Consider the following 16,366-nt stretch of genomic DNA (forward strand, 5'->3'; position numbering starts at 1 on the left):
GCAAGGCTCGCCGTACGTGATCATGACGTCACGCAAAGTGGACATTCTTCATAGATGTCAATCAAAGAGTGATGAATCGGTTGTGACGGCTGTTGCCCCTCGCTAATGTCGTCCGCTGACGTCGTGGACGAGAGGGGCGAAACCGACCGTGGCCAAAGATCTCATCGGGGCACCGGCGCAGCGGCCTGGCCGCAGGGCAGGCTCTGCGGGCCGAGGCGTCTCCCGGCGCCTGGCGGCCGTCGCCGGCCTGACCGTGACGGTCTCCCTGACCTGCTCCCCGGTGGTGGCGCACGCCGAGCCCAAACCGACCCGGGCGCAGGCTCAGAAGACGCTCGACAAGCTCAACGAGAAGATGGACCAGAAGGTCGAGCAGTTCAACCAGAACCGCGAGAAGCTCAAGGTCGCCAAGAAGAAGTTCGACGCCGCGACCAGGGCGAGCAAGCAGGAGCAGGCCAGCTTCGAGGAGCAGCGGTCCAAGATCGCCCAGATGGCGGCGACCGCCTACAAGAACGGTGACTCGACCGACGTCACCGGCTTCGTCGGCAGCAACGACCCGCAGTCGATCCTCGACCAGGCGGCCGTCTTCTCGCACCTGTCACAGGAGCGCAGCTCCCAGCTCACCCAGTTCCTCGCGACGGCCCAGCGGCTCCGCCGCGAGCAGTCCCAGGCGAAGACCGCCTACGACGAGGTGAAGTCGAAGCAGAACGAGCTGAAGAAGCAGAAGCAGGAGCTGGACAAGCAGGTCCAGAAGCAGAAGTCGCTCGTGCGGCGGCTCGGCGGGGGCACGAACTCCGGCGGCGGCGGCGGCAACGGGCGCGGCGGCACCGGCGGCACCTACAACGGCCCGGCCAGCGGGTCGGCCCGCAAGGCGCTCGACTTCGCCTACGCCCAGCTCGGCAAGCCGTACTCCTACGGCGCCACGGGCCCGGGCACCTACGACTGCTCCGGCCTGACCATGAAGTCCTGGGGCGCCGCGGGCGTGGGCATCACCCGCACCACCAACACCCAGTACGCCGCGACGAAGCGGGTGGACAAGAGCAACCTGCAGCCGGGCGACCTGGTGTTCTTCAGCAACCTCGGCCACGTCGGCATGTACGTGGGCGGCGGCAAGATGATCCACGCTCCGAGCACCGGCGACGTCGTCAAGATCAGCGACATCACCTCCGGCTACTACCTGAGCAACTACTACGGCGCCGGGCGCCCCTGACGCGGCGCCCTGACACCCCCGCCGCGCGGGTGTGACAGAGCCCTCACCGACAACGGACCAGGCTTGACCTGGTCCGTTGTTGATTTTGTGGGGGTTTGCCTTCTCTTGGGGCTTTGGTACCTTGTCACCACTCACGGCGCCCTCCAGACGCCGTGGCCCCAGGGCGCCCCCCAGGCGCCCCGGTCCCACGCGGCGCATCCAGCACCCGCGTGACGGCGGCGCGATCCACGCGTCGCTCCCCCAGGACGGCGCGCCCCACGTGCCGTCCCGCGGCGCCCGAAGGCGCCGCACGGTCTCGACGCAGACCGGGCCGACCCCGCCCACCGTGCGCACGCCCGCAGCGTGCATGGCGCTGAGAGCGCTGCCGCGGTGAACCGCGCGGGGCAGGCCCCGGACGGCCCCCGGAGACGGGCCGCCGTCCGCGCACAACATCAGGCGCCGCTCGTTCGCACGCGGGAGACAGGTCCCGCGCCGGGCCCCATATCGCCCCCAGGATCGCAGCGGCAGCGCCGAATCCGCCCGAACGCGGAACCGGGGACCCATATCCGCCGGAGTCCGGAGAGTCTTCTCCGGACGGGCATTCCGGCACCGGGGTGAATCGGCGCGTCTCTCCCGAAGTTCCGGTGAGAGCCGCCGTAGGGCCACTTCCACGCCCGAACCCGTCAGCTAACCCGGTAGGCGTCTGGAAGAGAAGGAGTGAATCCCGCAGCGGTACCTGGGGCGTGGCCGCCACCCGGCCACGCCCCGGACCCCCTGTGCTCCGCGGGCGCCCCCGCCCGCCGAGCTCCCCCATCCGAACCGGCGTGCCCGCCCCCGGGCACGTCACCGCCGAGTCCGCGCACCGCCGTGCCCCGCACGGTCGGCCGACGCGGAGCCGGGGACCCACTGTGTCCTTTTCGGGGTGAATCGGCCTGCCTCCGCGCGGCCGTAGGGCGGCTTCCACGCCCGAACCCGTCAGCTAACCCGGTAGGCGGCATGGAAGGAGAACCCCCGTGCCCCGTGCACACCGCAAGAAATCCCATGGCAAGCACCGCAGGCCGCGCTCCCTGGCCGTCACGTGGCGGACCACCGGCGGCGTCGTCGTCGGCGCCGCCGTGCTCGGCACCGCGGCCGCGACCGCGCAGGCGTCGGTCCTGCCCTTCGGTCCCGCCCCGGTGAGGTCCGCCGCCGCGGCCGACCTCGCCCCCGGCCTGACGGCGCCCGGCGCACCGTCCAGCCGCCCGTCCGGGCACAAGCCCGCGAGCGCCGCCCCGAAGGCCCCGAAGAGGGAGCGGTCCGCGCGGCCGTCGCCCAGGGCCACCGGTGAGCCGTCCGGCGAGGCGGCCGCGAAGTCGCGGCCCACCGCCGCGCAGGCCATCAGGCTCGCCCGCTCGCAGGTGGGGATCGAGGAGGACGGCGCCGGCGAGACCAAGTTCCAGGAGTGGTACATGTCCACGTCCCGCGCGCGGGAGACGCTCGCGCGCGACGGCGGCTCCCTCGACGGCTACAGCGACGCGAACTGGTGCGACATGTTCGTCTCCTGGGTCGGCGAGCAGATCGGCTTCGGCGACCAGATCGGCAGCGACGCCTGGACGATCGCGCACGCCCGCTGGTTCGCCGAGCACGGACGCTGGGGCACCGAGCCGAGGCCCGGCGCGATCGTCTTCTACGCGTGGGACGGCGGCAAGTCCTTCGACGACATCCAGCACGTCGGCATGGTCGTCGAGGAGATCGACGACGGCACGATCGAGGCCGTCGAGGGCAACACCGACAACGCCGTCCGCGTAAAGGAACGTTCCAAAGACAGTGTCGTCGGCTACGGCTACCCGGACTACCGGTCGTGATGCCGTCTCCCTCGCCGCTCCCTGCATAGGATCGCGCCCATGGAGGAAGGCCCCGGGCAGGACGCCCCCGTGACGCGGCGCAAGGTCCTCGCCCTGGGCGCGGGCGGGGCCGCCGTCCTGCTCGCCGGGGGCGCGGGCCTGGCCGGCTCGCGCTCCGGCGGCGGGACGGCCGGCGCGGGCGCGCCCGGCGGGCCCACCGCCCGCGTCGCCGGGACGTTCAGCCCGGAGTCGGCAGCCGCCGTCCTCGCCAACCGCGCCCGCGCCGTCCGCGACGGCGACCGCACGGCGTTCCTCGCCACCGTGGGCGACGCGCCCGCCGCCTTCCAGGACGCCCACACCCTCATGTTCGACAACCTGCGGAAGCTTCCCCTGGAGGGCTGGAGGGAGCGCGTCGCCGGCACCGAGGCCATGGACGGCGGCAGCGCCGTCGTCCGGGTCGAGGTGCGCTACAGGCTGCGCGGCTTCGACAGGAGCGACGTGGCCCGCACCCGCTACCTCACGCTGGCCCCGCGGGGCGGGACGTGGACGATCGTCGGCGACGGGACCGCCCGCGGCCTCACCGACGACGCCGACATCTGGGACAGCGGCCCCCTGACGGTGGTCAGGGGCCGCGCCGGGCTCGTCATCGGCGACGGAACCGGCCTCGCCCGCATCGCCGAGCGGCTGGACGCGGCCGTCCCGGTCGTCACCTCCGTGGTCGGCAAGGGGTGGGCGCAGCGGGTCGTCGCGCTCGTCCCCGCCGACGCCTCCCTCGCCTCCGCGCTCGCCGGCCCCGGGCAGAGCCTCGGCCAGATCGCCGCGCTCGCCACCATCGCCCCCGGGGACGGCCGCGGCGAGGACCGCGTCATCATCTCCCCCGGCACCTTCGGGCGCCTCAACGAGCTCGGCCGCAACGTGGTCCTCACGCACGAGCTGACCCACGTCGCCACCGGCGGCGCCCGCGACCGGCGCACCCCGCTGTGGCTGATCGAGGGCTTCGCGGACTACGTCGGCTACCGGCGCGTCAAGATCAGCACGCGGTCGGCGGCGGGCGAGCTGCGCCGCGAGGTCTCCGCCGGGCGGGCGCCGTCCGCGCTCCCCGCCGCCGCCGCGTTCGCCGGCGGCTCCCCCCGCCTCTCCCAGTCCTACCAGGAGGCCTGGCTCGCCTGCCGGATGGTCGCCGACCGGTACGGTGAGGCGGCGCTCGTCCGGCTCTACCGGGCCGCCGGGCGCGCCCCGGAGGCCGCGGCGCTGCGCGACGTGCTGGGCCTCACGCGGGAACGCTTCACCGCACTTTGGCGCGACTACGTGAAAGAGGAGCTCGCATGAGCGAGGCGGAGACGGACGAGGGCCGCGCCGAGGACACCGCGGGCGAGGCGCGCGGCCCCGCCCCGGCCCGCCGGCCCCGGATTGCCGCCGCCGCCACCGCCGCCGTGCTCTTCGCCGGGGTCGCGGCCGTCCTCGCCCAGACCACGCCGTGGACCCCGCTGCCCGGGCACGTCCCCGGCGGACGTGTGAAAGCCGACCCCGCGCTCGACTTCACCCCCGCCGAGATCGCCCGTTCCAAGGCGTTCGACTCGGCCGTCAACCCGCCCGCCTACACCGGGCTCGCCGTGGGCCTCGCCCTGGTCCTGCTCCTCGGCTTCACCCCGCTGGGCGCGCGCTTCATCGGCTGGGCCACCGTCAGAACACGCCGACGGCCGTTCTCTTCGAGGGGGGGCGACCCCCCACACCCCCCGGAGCGCCTCCGGCGCCGACCATTGCGCGTCATCGTCGCGACCTTGGCCCTCACCACGCTGTTGCGCGTCGCCGGGCTGCCGTTCGACATCTGGGGCGAGTCGGTGCTGCGCCGCTACGGGCTCTCCACCCAGAGCTGGCCCTCGTGGCTCGTCGACCAGGTGAAGTCCCTCGCGGTCACGTGGGTCATCTACACGATCGCCCTGCTGCTCCTCTACGCCCTCGTACGCCGCTTCCCGCGCTACTGGTGGACCGGCGCCGCCGCGGGCGGGTTCGTCCTCGTCGTCTTCGTCTCGTTCGTCTACCCGCTCGCCGTCGAACCGGTGTTCAACAGGTTCCACCCGCTGCCGGCGGGCGAGCTGCGCAGCGACCTGCTGGCGATGGCCCGGCGGGACGGCGTGCCCGTCAAGCAGGTCCTCGTCGCGGACGCCTCCCGCCGGACGACGTCGCTGAACGCCTACGTGTCCGGGTTCGGCTCCACGCGCCGCATCGTCCTGTACGACACGCTGCTCAAGTCGCCGCCCGCCCAGATCGAGTCGATCGTCGGGCACGAGCTCGGCCACGCCAAGCGCGACGACGTGCTGTGGGGCACGCTCGTGGGCGCGCTCGGCGTGGCCGGGGCCCTCTGCCTGCTGTACCTGCTGATGACGTCCCCCGGCCTCCTGCGGCGCGCCGGGCTCGATCCCGCCGGGGCCGGCCCCGGCGGGGCGGCCCCGGACGCGCGCCGCGGCGGCGGGGCGGCCGACCCGAGGTCCATCGCGCTCCTCCTCGCACTCGTGACGGCCGGGACGACGCTCGCCGCCCCCGTCCAGAACCTCGTGAGCCGCCGCATCGAGGCCCGCGCCGACGTCCACGCGCTGGACCTCGCCCGCGACCCCTCGACGTTCGTGTCGATGCAGCACGCGCTGTCCGTGCGCAACATCTCCGACCTGGACCCCGACGCGGCCGAGTACCTGCTGTGGCTCACCCACCCCTCGGGCCCCGACCGGATCGCCATGGCCCGCGACTGGGCGCGCCTGCACCGCGTCCGGGTCCCGCCGCCGCTGCGCTAGCCGGCGCTCAGTTGCCCTCGGCCCGGCCGCCGGGGGCCTGCGCCCCCCGCTGCGCCGACAGGGTCGCCGCGTCCACGTGCGGAGCCGTCGTGACCGACCGCTTCAGCGCGCTGCCCTTCACCCAGTTCTGCCACTTGACCTGCCAGTAGCCCCAGCCGTTCTCCGGCTCCAGCTGCCGGCTGCTCCCGGTCACCGTGATCGGGTCGCCCCGCTGGGCGAGGTTGTAGAACCACTTCGCGTTGGACGGGCTGATGTTGATGCAGCCGTGGCTGACGTTCTCGCTCCCCTGGGAGCCCACCGACCACGGCGCGCTGTGGACGTACTCGCCGCTGTCGGAGATCCGCACCGACTTGTAGACGGTCAGGCTGTAGTACCCGGCGCAGCCGGGACCGCAGCCGTCCCACTCCGACGTCATGACGGTCGGGTCCTCCTTGCCCATCGCGAGGTGGACGCCGTTGGTGGTGGTGTACTTGCGGACCCCACCGCGTCCCATGCTCGTCGGGACCGTGCGGGCCTTCCTCCCGTTGATCTTCACGACCATCTTGTGGCTGTCCTCGCCGGCCGTCGACACGTGGGAGTCGCCGACCTTGAAGTCGACGCCGTAGTCCTTCCCCCCGTACACGCCCTGGCCGGTGCGCACGCCGCTCAGGTGCGCCTTGAACGACACCTTCGTGTGGGCGGGCCAGTACTGCCTCGTCCGGAAGACCGCCTCCTGGGCGCCGAACCAGCTCCAGGCGCCCTCGACGGTCTTGTCGGCGGTGACCTCCAGGGCCCGCTCGACCGCCGCCCGGTCCTGCACCGGACGCGTGAAGTGGACGATGATCGGGATGCCGACGCCGACGGTCTCCCTGTTGAACGGCGCCTCGATCGTGACGCCGTTGGTCTTGTCCGCCTTGGCCGTCGTGAAGGCACTGCGGACCGTACGGGTCCGGCCGTCCTTTCCGAGGGCGGTGGCGGCGACCGTGTACGCCGTGCCCGGCTTCAGCGACCACCGGGACCGCCACCTGGTCCTGTCGGCGTTCAGGTCCCCCTCGACCACGCCGCCCTTCGCCGACACCGTCACGTCCTCGATCGTGCCCTGCCGGACCTCGACGGCGATGGGGCTTTCCGGACTCAGCCTCCCGCCGCCCCCGCCCGGGGACACCGCGAGCTTCACCTCGTTCCCGGCGTCCGGTCCGACGCCTCCCGAGCACGCCGCGGCACCCGCCACCACGCCCGCGCCTACGAGGACGGCCGTACACCGCCCCCGGCCTCCCGGTCTCGAGCCACCCACCCGCATGGGACCCCCCGGTCGCTCCCCTGGACGATCGGTCCGCTGCCCAGCCCCATCGCTGGAGCGGCGTCCAGTATGTGTGAAAGGGCCGGTACCCGCTAAAAAGCGGACACCGGCCCTTGATGGGGTTCTTTTACTGATCAGTGGGCGAAATGGCCCCGATAGTACTCAAAGACCATACCGATCGAGGTCAGGATCGCGGCGGCGGCGCCGAGGATGACCAGCCACCAGCCGAACACGACGCCGAGCGCCACGGCCGTGGCCGACAATCCCACGAACAGCGGCCACCAGCTGTGCGGGCTGAAGAAGCCCAGCTCGCCCGCCGCGTCCGCGATCTCGCCCTCGGGGTCGTCCTCGTACAGCGGGCCCGCGTTGGCGCGCTCGAGGCGCCGGACCGTGAAGTGGACGTAGAACCCGATGAGCCCGGCGAGGCCGACGGCGAGCCCGAGCGCCGTCGTGCCGGTCCAGTCGTTGGACCAGAGCCAGTACACGACGTCGGTGGCGAGGAAGAACACCGCGCACCCGTAGAACATGAACGCCTGGACGCGCATCGGCTACTCCCCCTTCGTCCCGGCCAGCTCGCCCTTGGCACCCACGTGCGGGTGGTGCAGGTCGAACGCCGGCCGCTCGGAACGGATCTTCGGGATCGAGTTGAAGTTGTGCCGCGGCGGCGGGCAGGAGGTCGCCCACTCCAGGGAGTTGGAGTAGCCCCACGGGTCGTCGACCTCGACGCGCTTGCCCCGCTTCCACGTGATGTAGAGGTTGTAGAAGAACGGCAGCATCGACGCGCCGAGCACGAACGAGAAGATGCTGGAGATCTCGTTCAGCCCGTGGAACTCGCTCGGGTAGTCCGCGTACCGGCGCGGCATGCCCGCGGCGCCCAGCCAGTGCTGGAGCAGGAACGTGCCGTGGAAGCCGATGAACAGCAGCCAGAAGTGGATCTTGCCGAGCGTGTCGTTCAGCATCTTGCCGGTGAACTTCGGCCACCAGAAGTAGAAGCCCGCGAACATCGCGAACACCACGGTGCCGAAAACGACGTAGTGGAAGTGCGCCACGACGAAGTAGGAGTCCGAGAGCTGGAAGTCCATCGGCGGCGACGCCAGGATGACGCCGGTGAGCCCGCCGAACAGGAACGTCACGAGGAAGCCCAGCGACCACAGCATCGGCGACTCGAACGTCAACTGCCCTCGCCAGATGGTCCCCACCCAGTTGAAGAACTTCACCCCCGTGGGAACGGCGATGAGGAACGTCATGAAGGAGAAGAACGGCAGCAGCACCTGGCCGGTGACGAACATGTGGTGCGCCCACACGGTGATCGACAGGCCGGCGATGGTGATGGTCGCGAAGACCAGGCCGATGTAGCCGAAGACGGGCTTGCGGCTGAACACCGGGAGGATCTCGGTCACGATGCCGAAGAACGGCAAGGCGATGATGTAGACCTCCGGGTGCCCGAAGAACCAGAACAGGTGCTGCCACAGCAGCGCGCCGCCGTGCGCGGCGTCGAAGATGTGCGCGCCGAGCTTGCGGTCGGCCTCCAGCGCCAGCAGCGCGGCGGCGAGGACCGGGAACGCCAGCAGGACGAGGATGGAGGTCAGCAGCGCGTTCCAGGTGAAGATCGGCATCCGGAACATGGTCATGCCCGGCGCCCGCATGCACAGGATCGTCGTGATGAAGTTGACCGCGCCCATGATGGTGCCGAAGCCCGACATCGCCAGGCCCATCACCCACATGTCGCCGCCGACGCCCGGCGAGCGGACCGCGTCCGACAGCGGCGCGTAGGCGAACCAGCCGAAGCTGGCCGCGCCGCCCGGGGTCAGGAAGCCCGCGATGACGATCAGGCTGCCGAACAGGAACAGCCAGTACGCCAGCATGTTCAGCCGGGGGAACGCCACGTCGGGCGCCCCGATCTGCAGCGGCATGATGACGTTGGTGAAGCCCGCGAACAGCGGCGTCGCGAACATCAGCAGCATGATCGTGCCGTGCATGGTGAACAGCTGGTTGTACTGCTCGTTGCTGACGAACTGCAGGCCCGGCTCGAACAGCTCCATGCGGATCAGCAGCGCGAGCACGCCGCCGAACAGGAACATCACGAACGAGGTGATGAGGTAGAGGTAGCCGATCACCTTGTGGTCGGTGGACGACATCCAGGAGGCGATGATGCGCCCCTTGCTCGTCCGCGGCGCGGCGATCGGCGCGCTCGGTGCGTGACTCGTCGCGGTCACTTGGCACCTCCCGCGGCCAGTGCTTGCTTCGAATCGGCGATGAACTTCTGGTACTGCTCGGGGGTCACGACCTTCAGCTGGAACAGCATCCGGCTGTGGTCGACGCCGCAGAGCTCGGCGCAGCGGCCCTCATAGGTGCCGAGCTTGTTCGCCGTGAACTCGAACTCGTTGGTGTAGCCCGGCATGACGTCCTTCTTGTAGATCAGTGCCGGCACCCAGAACGAGTGGATGACGTCGTTGGCGTGCAGCCGGACCCGCACCGTCTGGCCCGAGGGGATCGTCATCACCGGCTTGGCGGCGGCGGGCCCGTTCGGGGCGACGGGCTGGCCGACGACGGAGGCGACCGTCTTCTCCTTGCCCGCGGTGTCCTTCTCCTTGTAGTCGAACTGCCAGCTCCACTGGAACCCGGTCACGTCGACGACCACCGCGGGATCCTTGGTGGTCTTCTCGACGAAGTTCTCGTCCCTGGCGGTGAAGTAGAACAGGACCGCGATGATGACGAACGGGACCGCCGTGTAGAGGATCTCGATCGGCATGTTGTAGCGGACCTGCGGCGGCAGGTCGTCGGAGCGCTTGCGGTGGAACAGCACCGCCCAGATGATCAGGCCCCAGACCACGGCCCCGACCGCGAACGCCGCGATCCAGGAGCCCTGCCAGAGCTTCAGCATGCGCTCGCCCTGGACGCTGATCGGCTCGGGCATGCCCAGGCGGCTGCCGCTGCACGCGGTCGCGGAGAGCGCCAGCAGCCCTAGCGCGCCGGCGCTTTTCAATGCGCGGCGACTGCGCACAGGCGTACGCCGCTCCCTAGAGCGGGTCGGACTCACGGAATGCCTTCCCCACGGATGAAAGCCCGGTCGGCCGGGCGGAGAGATCGGTGTTTACACGTGTGGTGGACACCCTAGCGCGAGGGTCGCGCGAACCCCCGATCGGGTGCCCGGTTAGTGTTCTCACGTGGCACGACCGAGCACCGCGGGCGGGTACTTCGACGCCGCGTCCACCGAGCCGCCGCACCCGGCGGCGCGCGCCGCCCTGCTCGAGGCGCTGGACGAGGCGTGGGCCGATCCCGCCCGGCTGTACGGGACGGCCCGCGGCGCCCGGCTGCTGCTCGACCGCGCCCGCGCGCGTGTCGCCGGCGTCCTGGGCGCCCGGTCCGACGAGGTGTTCTTCACCTCCTCGGGCACCCAGGCGGTGCACCTGGCGGTCCTCGGGGGGCTCCAGGCGCGCCGGCGCGCCGGGCGGCACATGGTGGCGGGCGCCGTCGAGCACTCCAGCGTCCTGCACGCCGCCGAGCTGCACGAGCGCGACGGCGGCGAGGTCACCCTCGTCGGCGTCGACCGGACCGGCCGCGTCGACGCGGCGGAGTTCGCCGCCGCCCTGCGCCCGGACACCGCGCTGGCCTGCCTGCAGTCGGCCAACCACGAGGTCGGCACCCTCCAGCCCGTCGCCGAGGCCGCCGAGGCCTGCCGCGCCGCGGGCGTGCCCCTGTTCGTCGACGCCGCGCAGTCCCTCGGCCGGGCCGACGTCCCCGGCGGGTGGTCGCTGCTGGCCGGCAGCGCCCACAAGTGGGGCGGCCCCGCCGGCGTGGGCGTGCTCGCCGTCCGCAAGGGCACCCGGTGGCGCTCGCCGCTGCCGGGCGACGAGCGCGAGGGGCGCCGCGTCCCCGGGTTCGAGAACGTCCCGGCCATCGCGGCGGCCGCGGCCGCGCTGGTGGCCTACCGCGCCGACATGGCGGCGGACGCGCCGCGCGTCTCCGCCCTGGTGGACCGCATCCGGACGGAGGTACGGCGGAGCGTCCCCGACGTCGAGGTGGTCGGCGACCCGGTCCGGCGCCTCCCGCACCTGGTCACGTTCTCGTGCCTGTACGTGGAGGGCGAGGCGCTGCTGACCGAACTGGACCGGCTGGGTTTCGCGGTTTCCTCCGGCAGCTCGTGCACGGCGGATACGCTGCGTCCAAGCCATGTGCTGGAGGCGATGGGAGTGATTACGCATGGGAACGTGCGGGTATCGCTGCCGCGAGGCGTCGGTTCGGAGGACGTCGACCGCTTCCTCACGGTGCTTCCCGATGCCGTCGCCCGCCTCCGCCAGGCGACGATGAACACTCTCGAGACAGGGAGGCGGTCGCGCCCATGAGGTTCCGAGGCCGCACCAAGACCGGCCCCCCGACCGGCGCCCCGGCGCCGCCCCCCGCGGAGCCCGAGGGCCCGCCGCCCGTGCTCGTCATCGACGCGCTGGGCCGCAAGTGCCCCATCCCGATCATCATGCTGGCCGAGCGGATCCGGGAGGTCCCGGTCGGCCAGGTCGTCGCGGTCCTCGCCGACGACGCCGCCGCCCGCACCGACGTCCCCGCCTGGTGCCGCATGAAGTCCCAGGACTTCGTCCGCGAGGAGACGCTCCAGCAGGGCGGCTGGGGCTTCCACATCCGCCGCACCTACTAAGGCGTGTTCCACACTCCCGGCCCACTTCTCGACAGGTCCTAGGCCCCGCGAAGGCGGGGGCACCGAAGCCCGAAGAAACGCAGAGGGCCGCGCCTTCCGGCGCGGCCCTCTGCGCACGCCCCGGTCACGGGGCCGCTACGCGTGGGTCACGGGGTCGGGCAGACGACGTGGGGCTCGATGTCGGCCGCGGCGTCGGCGCCGTAGGCGGCCGCGAAGCGGTCGAGGAACGCCCGGCGGCCGAGGGTGTACTCCTGCGGGCCGGCGGCCTCGAGGGCGTGCGCGGCGATGGCGTTGCCGACCTGGGCGGCGCGCTCGAGCGGCAGGCCCCAGGCGGTCGCCGACAGGAACCCGGCGCGGAAGGCGTCGCCGACGCCGGTCGGGTCGACGACCGAGTCGACCGGGACGCACGGGACGTGCACGCCCTCCTCGCCCTCCCGGTCGATGACGACGCCCTTGGCGCCGAGGGTCGTGACGCGGACGTCGACCCGGGACAGGATCTCCTCGCCCGACCAGCCCGTCTTCTCCTCGGCGAGCGCCTTCTCGTACTCGTTGCTGAACAGGTAGGCGGCGCCGTCGATGAGGCGGCGGACCTCCGGGCCCCCCATCCGGGCGAGCTGCTGGGACGGGTCGGCGGCGAACGGGATGCCGCGGCCGCGGCACTCGTCGGTGTGCCGGAGCATCGCCTCGGGGTCGTTCGGGCTGATGACGACCAGTTCGAGGCCGCCGACCCGGTCGGCGACGGGCCCGAGCTCGATGGAGCGGGCCTCGCTCATCGCGCCGGCGTAGAAGCTGGCGATCTGGTTCTGGTCCTGGTCGGTGGTGCACAGGAAGCGCGCCGTGTGGTGGATCTCGGACACGTGCACCGAGGCGGTGTCGACCGCGTGCCGTTCGAGCCAGGAGCGGTAGTCGGCGAAGTCGTCGCCGACGGAGCCGACGAGGATGGACTCCTTGCCGAGGCTGCCCATGCCGAAGCAGATGTTGGCGGCGATGCCGCCGCGGCGGATGTCCAGCTCGTCCACCAGGAAGGACAGCGACACCCGGTCGAGCTGGTCGGGCAGGAGCTGGTCGGTGAACCTCCCGGGGAAGGACATCAGATGGTCGGTCGCAATGGAACCGGTCACGGCGATGCGCACGGCGTCGCTCTCCTCGTCGTGGTCGTCCGGCTGTTTCACCGGCTGTTCGAACCCGTCAGGCTACTCACCATCGCACCACAGACGGCCGCCCTGCGACACTTCGCCGCGTCCTCGGCCGAGGGCAGCCGAAAGGGGCGGCCCGGACCATCGGCCCGGCCGCCCCTCGCGCACGCCCGGTGGGCGCGTCAGTTGAAGGAGTCGCCGCAGGCGCAGGAACCCGACGCGTTCGGGTTGTCGATCGTGAAGCCCTGCTTCTCGATCGAGTCGACGAAGTCGATGGTGGCGCCCGTCAGGTAGGGCGCGCTCATCCGGTCGACGCGCACCGAAAGGCCGCCGAAGTCCTGGATCTGGTCGCCGTCCATCTCCCGCTCGTCGAAGAAGAGCTGGTAGATCAGACCTGAGCAGCCGCCCGGCTGCACGGCGACACGCAGCGCAAGGTCGTCGCGGCCCTCCTGCTCGAGCAGGCCCTTGGCCTTCTCGGCGGCGGCGTCGGTGAGGATGACGCCCTGCTGCGTGGTCTCCTGCGTGGTCTCGCCTGAAACCGTCATGTGTTCAGCTCCCGGGTCTCGCTGCGCCGCGGTCGCGGCGGACTGTCGCTTGTCCTCGAAGACGTCTCACGCCTCTTCCCGTAGGACAACGTACCTCGCTACATGGCCATTCCGCTTCTCGGCGATGTTTAACGCCAAGGGCGGGTGCGGTCTACGTCACACCGCCGGCATCCCGGGGATGTGCCATCATTAGTCGTCAAAGCGACGATAAGTCCCGTCGCGAAGGGAGACCGCCGTGACCACCCCAGTGCGCGACCTTCCGCTGCTGCTGCTCGGCAGCGGCGCCGACCCCGCGAGCGAACGCGGCGTGGACTGCCCCGGCGACCTGCCGCCGGCGTCCGACCCCGCCCTGGTCGAGCGGGCCCGCGCCGCCAAGGAGTCGCTCGGCGACCGGGTGTTCGTGCTCGGCCACCACTACCAGCGCGACGAGGTCATCCAGTTCGCGGACGTCACCGGCGACTCGTTCAAGCTGGCCCAGCGGGCCGCCGCCCGTCCCGAGGCGCCCTACGTCGTCTTCTGCGGCGTCCACTTCATGGCCGAGTCGGCCGACATCCTCACCGCCGCCCACCAGCGGGTGATCCTGCCCGACCTCGGCGCGGGCTGCTCGATGGCCGACATGGCGACCTTCGACCAGGTCGAGGAGTGCTGGGAGGTCCTGGAGGACGCGGGGGTGGCCGACGACGTCGTCCCCGTCACCTACATGAACTCCTCGGCCGACATCAAGGGGTTCGTCGGGCGGCACGGCGGAGTGGTGTGCACCTCGTCCAACGCCAGGCGCGCCCTCGACTGGGCCTACGCCAAGGGCAAGAAGGTCCTCTTCCTGCCCGACCAGCACCTCGGCCGCAACACCGCCGTCCTGGAGATGGGCTTCTCGCTGGACGACTGCGTCGTCTACAGCCCGCACCGCCGCGAGGGCGGCCTCACGCACCGGCAGGTGCGGGACGCCAAGATGATCCTGTGGCGCGGCCACTGCTCGGTGCACGGGCGGTTCAGCAAGGAGTCGGTGGACGACGTCCGCGCGCGGGTGCCCGGGGTGAACGTCATCGTGCACCCCGAGTGCAGGCACGAGGTCGTCACGGCCGCCGACCGGATCGGCTCGACCGAGTACATCATCAAGGCGATCGAGGCCGCCGAGCCCGGATCGTCCTGGGCCGTCGGGACGGAGCTGAACCTCGTGCGGCGGCTCGCGAACGCCCATCCGGACAAGAACGTCATGTTCCTCGACAAGACCGTCTGCTACTGCTCGACGATGAACCGGATCGACCTGCCGCACCTGGTGCTGTCGCTGGAGTCGCTGGCGGCCGGGAGGGTCGAGAACGTCATCGAGGTGGACGAGGAGACCGCGCACTACGCCCGCATCGCCCTCGACCAGATGCTCGCCCTGCCCTGACCGGGCGCGGGCGGAGGCCGGGAGGGACTACAGGCCGGGGGCGCCCCAGACGGGGAACCAGCGGCCGAGGTCCTGCTCGAACCGCAGGTCGGCGCCGATCGCGCCGCGCACCTGGAGTTCCAGCGCGTTGTCGCGCTTGTCTCCGGGGAGCGGCGCGAACGGGTAGAAGGTGCCGCGCTTGTAGAGGTAGACGAGCGCGAGGCGCTGCCCGTCCGGCCCCTTGAAGCCGGCGAGGGAGCACAGCAGGTGCGGGCCGAAACCGCCGCCCTCGAGCGTGGCGTTCACCGCGTGCAGGTCGGTGACGAGGTCGGGCAGCTCCTCGGGCCGGTGCTCGGCGAGCAGCCAGGTGTAGCCGTAGCCGTCGGTGCTGATCTGGACCTTGGGGCCCTCGTCGGCGTCCAGCAGCTCCTGGACGTCCGACTGGAGCCGCGCGAACGCGCCGCCCTCGGCCGCGCGGAAGCACACCGAGCCGAGCCCGGTCGGGGTGAACCCCGTCGCCGCCTCCAGGGTGACGGCCGCGGTCGACAGCCCGAAGATCTGGTCGAGGTCGGGCTTGGCCGGCTTGGACCGGCCGAGCAGGGTGTCCAGGAACCCCACGGATCACACTCCCCTGCTGAGCTGCTCGGAGATCTTCGACAGCTGCGCGAGCCGCCGGTCCAGGGAGGGGTGGGTGGAGAACAGCGAGGACACGCTGAAGCCCCTGCCGAGGGCCGGGGTGAAGAAGAACGCGTTGAACGCCTGCGAGGACCGCAGGTCGTTGGTCGGGATCCGCGCGATCTCGCCGCTGACCTTCGTCAGCGCGCTGGCCAGGGCCGAGGGGCGGCCGGTCAGCAGCGCGGCGGCGCGGTCGGCCGACAGCTCCCGGTAGCGCGACAGGGCCCGGGTGAGCAGGAAGCTGACCGCGTAGGCGAGCGCGCTGGCCGCCACGACCGCGAGCAGGATCAGCCCGGTGTTCTGGTCGTTGCTGCGGCGCCCGAACCCGCCCCACAGACCCCACTGGAGCCCGAACCGCGTGATGAGGCCGGCGAGGATGCCGAGGAACGAGGCGATCGTCATGACCGCGACGTCCTTGTGCGCCACGTGCGCCATCTCGTGCGCGAGCACGCCCTCCAGCTCGACCGGGTCGAGCCGGCGCAGCAGGCCGGTCGTCACGCAGACGACGGCCTTCTTCTGGTTGCGGCCGGTGGCGAACGCGTTCGGCACGTCGGTGTCGGCGATCGCGACCCGCGGCTTCGGGGCGTCCGACATCGCGCAGATGCGGTCGATGACGCCGTGCAGCTCGGGCGCCTCCTCCGGGGAGACGACCCGGCCGTGCATGGCGAACAGCGTCATCCGGTCGGAGAAGAAGTACTGGGCGAGAAGGAACAGCACCGCGAAGACCAGCGCGACTACGGCCCATTGCGGTACGAAAACGAAAAAAGCCCCCACGAAGACGACGTACACCAGCCCCAGCAGGAACATCGTCACGAGCATCCGCGATGTCAGCCCCCGGTCGGAGGCGTAGCGCGTCCTGGCCATGCGGCCACCCCCAGTCCTTGCTCCTATTCACTTGTATGAACGCCCAGGG

The 16,366-nt window shown here is 71.5% G+C and carries 15 protein-coding genes and 2 riboswitches; of the genes, 7 read left to right on the top strand and 8 right to left on the bottom strand.

Features of this window, described 5'->3' with window-relative positions; translation table 11 throughout:
- Nucleotides 1-148 precede the first annotated feature (148 nt).
- The 4 genes from FKD65_RS09920 (at nt 149) to FKD65_RS09935 (ending at nt 5,798) form a co-directional block, all read left to right on the top strand.
- Nucleotides 149-1,207 carry a C40 family peptidase gene (locus FKD65_RS09920; protein ID WP_240810059.1) on the top strand — a complete coding sequence of 353 codons (1,059 nt, stop codon included), beginning with the start codon at nt 149-151 and terminating at the stop codon, nt 1,205-1,207.
- A gap of 497 nt (nt 1,208-1,704) precedes the next feature.
- Nucleotides 1,705-1,903, top strand: a riboswitch (cyclic di-AMP (ydaO/yuaA leader).
- Between the two features lie 155 nt (nt 1,904-2,058).
- Nucleotides 2,059-2,194: riboswitch (cyclic di-AMP (ydaO/yuaA leader) on the top strand.
- A gap of 5 nt (nt 2,195-2,199) precedes the next feature.
- Complete coding sequence (locus FKD65_RS09925) at nt 2,200-3,030, top strand: CHAP domain-containing protein (RefSeq protein ID WP_141577174.1); 831 nt, start codon at nt 2,200-2,202, stop codon at nt 3,028-3,030.
- Nucleotides 3,031-3,069: 39 nt separating this feature from the next.
- Nucleotides 3,070-4,338 (top strand): hypothetical protein, encoded by a 1,269-nt coding sequence (locus FKD65_RS09930; protein WP_141577175.1) that lies wholly within the window; start codon nt 3,070-3,072, stop codon nt 4,336-4,338.
- Nucleotides 4,335-5,798, top strand: a complete 1,464-nt coding sequence (locus FKD65_RS09935) for a M48 family metallopeptidase (protein WP_141577176.1) — start codon at nt 4,335-4,337, stop codon at nt 5,796-5,798. The genes FKD65_RS09930 and FKD65_RS09935 overlap by 4 nt, the downstream gene beginning before the upstream one ends.
- Before the next feature lie 7 nt (nt 5,799-5,805).
- On the opposite strand, the gene FKD65_RS09940 is transcribed toward FKD65_RS09935, so the two are convergent.
- The 4 genes from FKD65_RS09940 to coxB form a co-directional block, all read right to left on the bottom strand.
- Nucleotides 5,806-7,011 carry an Ig-like domain-containing protein gene (locus tag FKD65_RS09940; protein ID WP_240810060.1) on the bottom strand — a complete coding sequence of 402 codons (1,206 nt, stop codon included), beginning with the start codon at nt 7,009-7,011 and terminating at the stop codon, nt 5,806-5,808.
- 200 nt (nt 7,012-7,211) lie between these two features.
- A complete protein-coding gene (locus FKD65_RS09945; RefSeq protein WP_141577178.1) occupies nt 7,212-7,622 on the bottom strand; it encodes a cytochrome c oxidase subunit 4 in 411 nt (136 codons plus the stop codon).
- A 3-nt stretch (nt 7,623-7,625) separates the two neighbouring features.
- On the bottom strand, nt 7,626-9,215 hold the full coding sequence (ctaD, locus tag FKD65_RS09950; RefSeq protein WP_205718811.1) for a cytochrome c oxidase subunit I: 1,590 nt from the start codon (nt 9,213-9,215) through the stop codon (nt 7,626-7,628).
- Nucleotides 9,216-9,289: 74 nt separating this feature from the next.
- The gene (coxB, locus tag FKD65_RS09955) at nt 9,290-10,081 is read right to left on the bottom strand and encodes a cytochrome c oxidase subunit II (RefSeq protein WP_141577180.1); all 792 of its coding nucleotides are present in this window, start codon (nt 10,079-10,081) and stop codon (nt 9,290-9,292) included.
- A 163-nt stretch (nt 10,082-10,244) separates the two neighbouring features.
- Here coxB and FKD65_RS09960 point away from each other — a divergent pair, with 163 nt between their 5' ends.
- Together FKD65_RS09960 and FKD65_RS09965 are read left to right on the top strand one after the other, a co-directional pair.
- Entirely contained in the window at nt 10,245-11,423 is a 1,179-nt protein-coding gene (locus FKD65_RS09960) for a cysteine desulfurase family protein (protein WP_141577181.1), read from the top strand.
- Nucleotides 11,420-11,728, top strand: coding sequence for a sulfurtransferase TusA family protein (locus FKD65_RS09965; RefSeq protein ID WP_141577182.1), 309 nt, complete (start codon nt 11,420-11,422; stop codon nt 11,726-11,728). Before FKD65_RS09960 ends, FKD65_RS09965 begins: the two co-directional genes overlap by 4 nt.
- A 146-nt stretch (nt 11,729-11,874) precedes the next feature.
- Here the strand turns inward: FKD65_RS09965 and FKD65_RS09970 are convergent, their stop codons facing one another.
- A complete protein-coding gene (locus tag FKD65_RS09970; protein WP_141586691.1) occupies nt 11,875-12,861 on the bottom strand; it encodes a carbohydrate kinase family protein in 987 nt (328 codons plus the stop codon).
- Between the two features lie 185 nt (nt 12,862-13,046).
- Nucleotides 13,047-13,409 (bottom strand): iron-sulfur cluster assembly accessory protein, encoded by a 363-nt coding sequence (locus FKD65_RS09975; protein ID WP_141577183.1) that lies wholly within the window; start codon nt 13,407-13,409, stop codon nt 13,047-13,049.
- A 235-nt stretch (nt 13,410-13,644) separates the two neighbouring features.
- Between FKD65_RS09975 and nadA the strand changes: the two genes are divergently transcribed.
- Nucleotides 13,645-14,799 (top strand): quinolinate synthase NadA, encoded by a 1,155-nt coding sequence (gene nadA / locus FKD65_RS09980; RefSeq protein ID WP_141577184.1) that lies wholly within the window; start codon nt 13,645-13,647, stop codon nt 14,797-14,799.
- A 27-nt stretch (nt 14,800-14,826) separates the two neighbouring features.
- Here nadA and FKD65_RS09985 read toward each other — a convergent pair whose 3' ends face one another.
- A complete protein-coding gene (locus tag FKD65_RS09985) occupies nt 14,827-15,396 on the bottom strand; it encodes a hypothetical protein (protein WP_141577185.1) in 570 nt (189 codons plus the stop codon).
- A 3-nt stretch (nt 15,397-15,399) separates the two neighbouring features.
- Complete coding sequence (htpX, locus tag FKD65_RS09990; protein ID WP_141577186.1) at nt 15,400-16,317, bottom strand: zinc metalloprotease HtpX; 918 nt, start codon at nt 16,315-16,317, stop codon at nt 15,400-15,402.
- Nucleotides 16,318-16,366: the final 49 nt, after the last annotated feature.

Source organism: Actinomadura sp. WMMA1423 (assembly GCF_006547145.1).
GTDB lineage: Bacteria > Actinomycetota > Actinomycetes > Streptosporangiales > Streptosporangiaceae > Spirillospora.

What these genes read in the sequence shown, in the direction of transcription:
- FKD65_RS09945 (WP_141577178.1), bottom strand. Translation starts at nt 7,622, where the DNA reads ATGCGCGTCCAGGCGTTCATGTTCTACGGGTGCGCGGTGTTCTTCCTC.
- htpX (WP_141577186.1), bottom strand. Translation starts at nt 16,317, where the DNA reads ATGGCCAGGACGCGCTACGCCTCCGACCGGGGGCTGACATCGCGGATG.
- FKD65_RS09930 (WP_141577175.1), top strand. Translation starts at nt 3,070, where the DNA reads ATGGAGGAAGGCCCCGGGCAGGACGCCCCCGTGACGCGGCGCAAGGTC.
- FKD65_RS09975 (WP_141577183.1), bottom strand. Translation starts at nt 13,409, where the DNA reads ATGACGGTTTCAGGCGAGACCACGCAGGAGACCACGCAGCAGGGCGTC.
- FKD65_RS09935 (WP_141577176.1), top strand. Translation starts at nt 4,335, where the DNA reads ATGAGCGAGGCGGAGACGGACGAGGGCCGCGCCGAGGACACCGCGGGC.
- FKD65_RS09965 (WP_141577182.1), top strand. Translation starts at nt 11,420, where the DNA reads ATGAGGTTCCGAGGCCGCACCAAGACCGGCCCCCCGACCGGCGCCCCG.
- ctaD (WP_205718811.1), bottom strand. Translation starts at nt 9,215, where the DNA reads ATGTCGTCCACCGACCACAAGGTGATCGGCTACCTCTACCTCATCACC.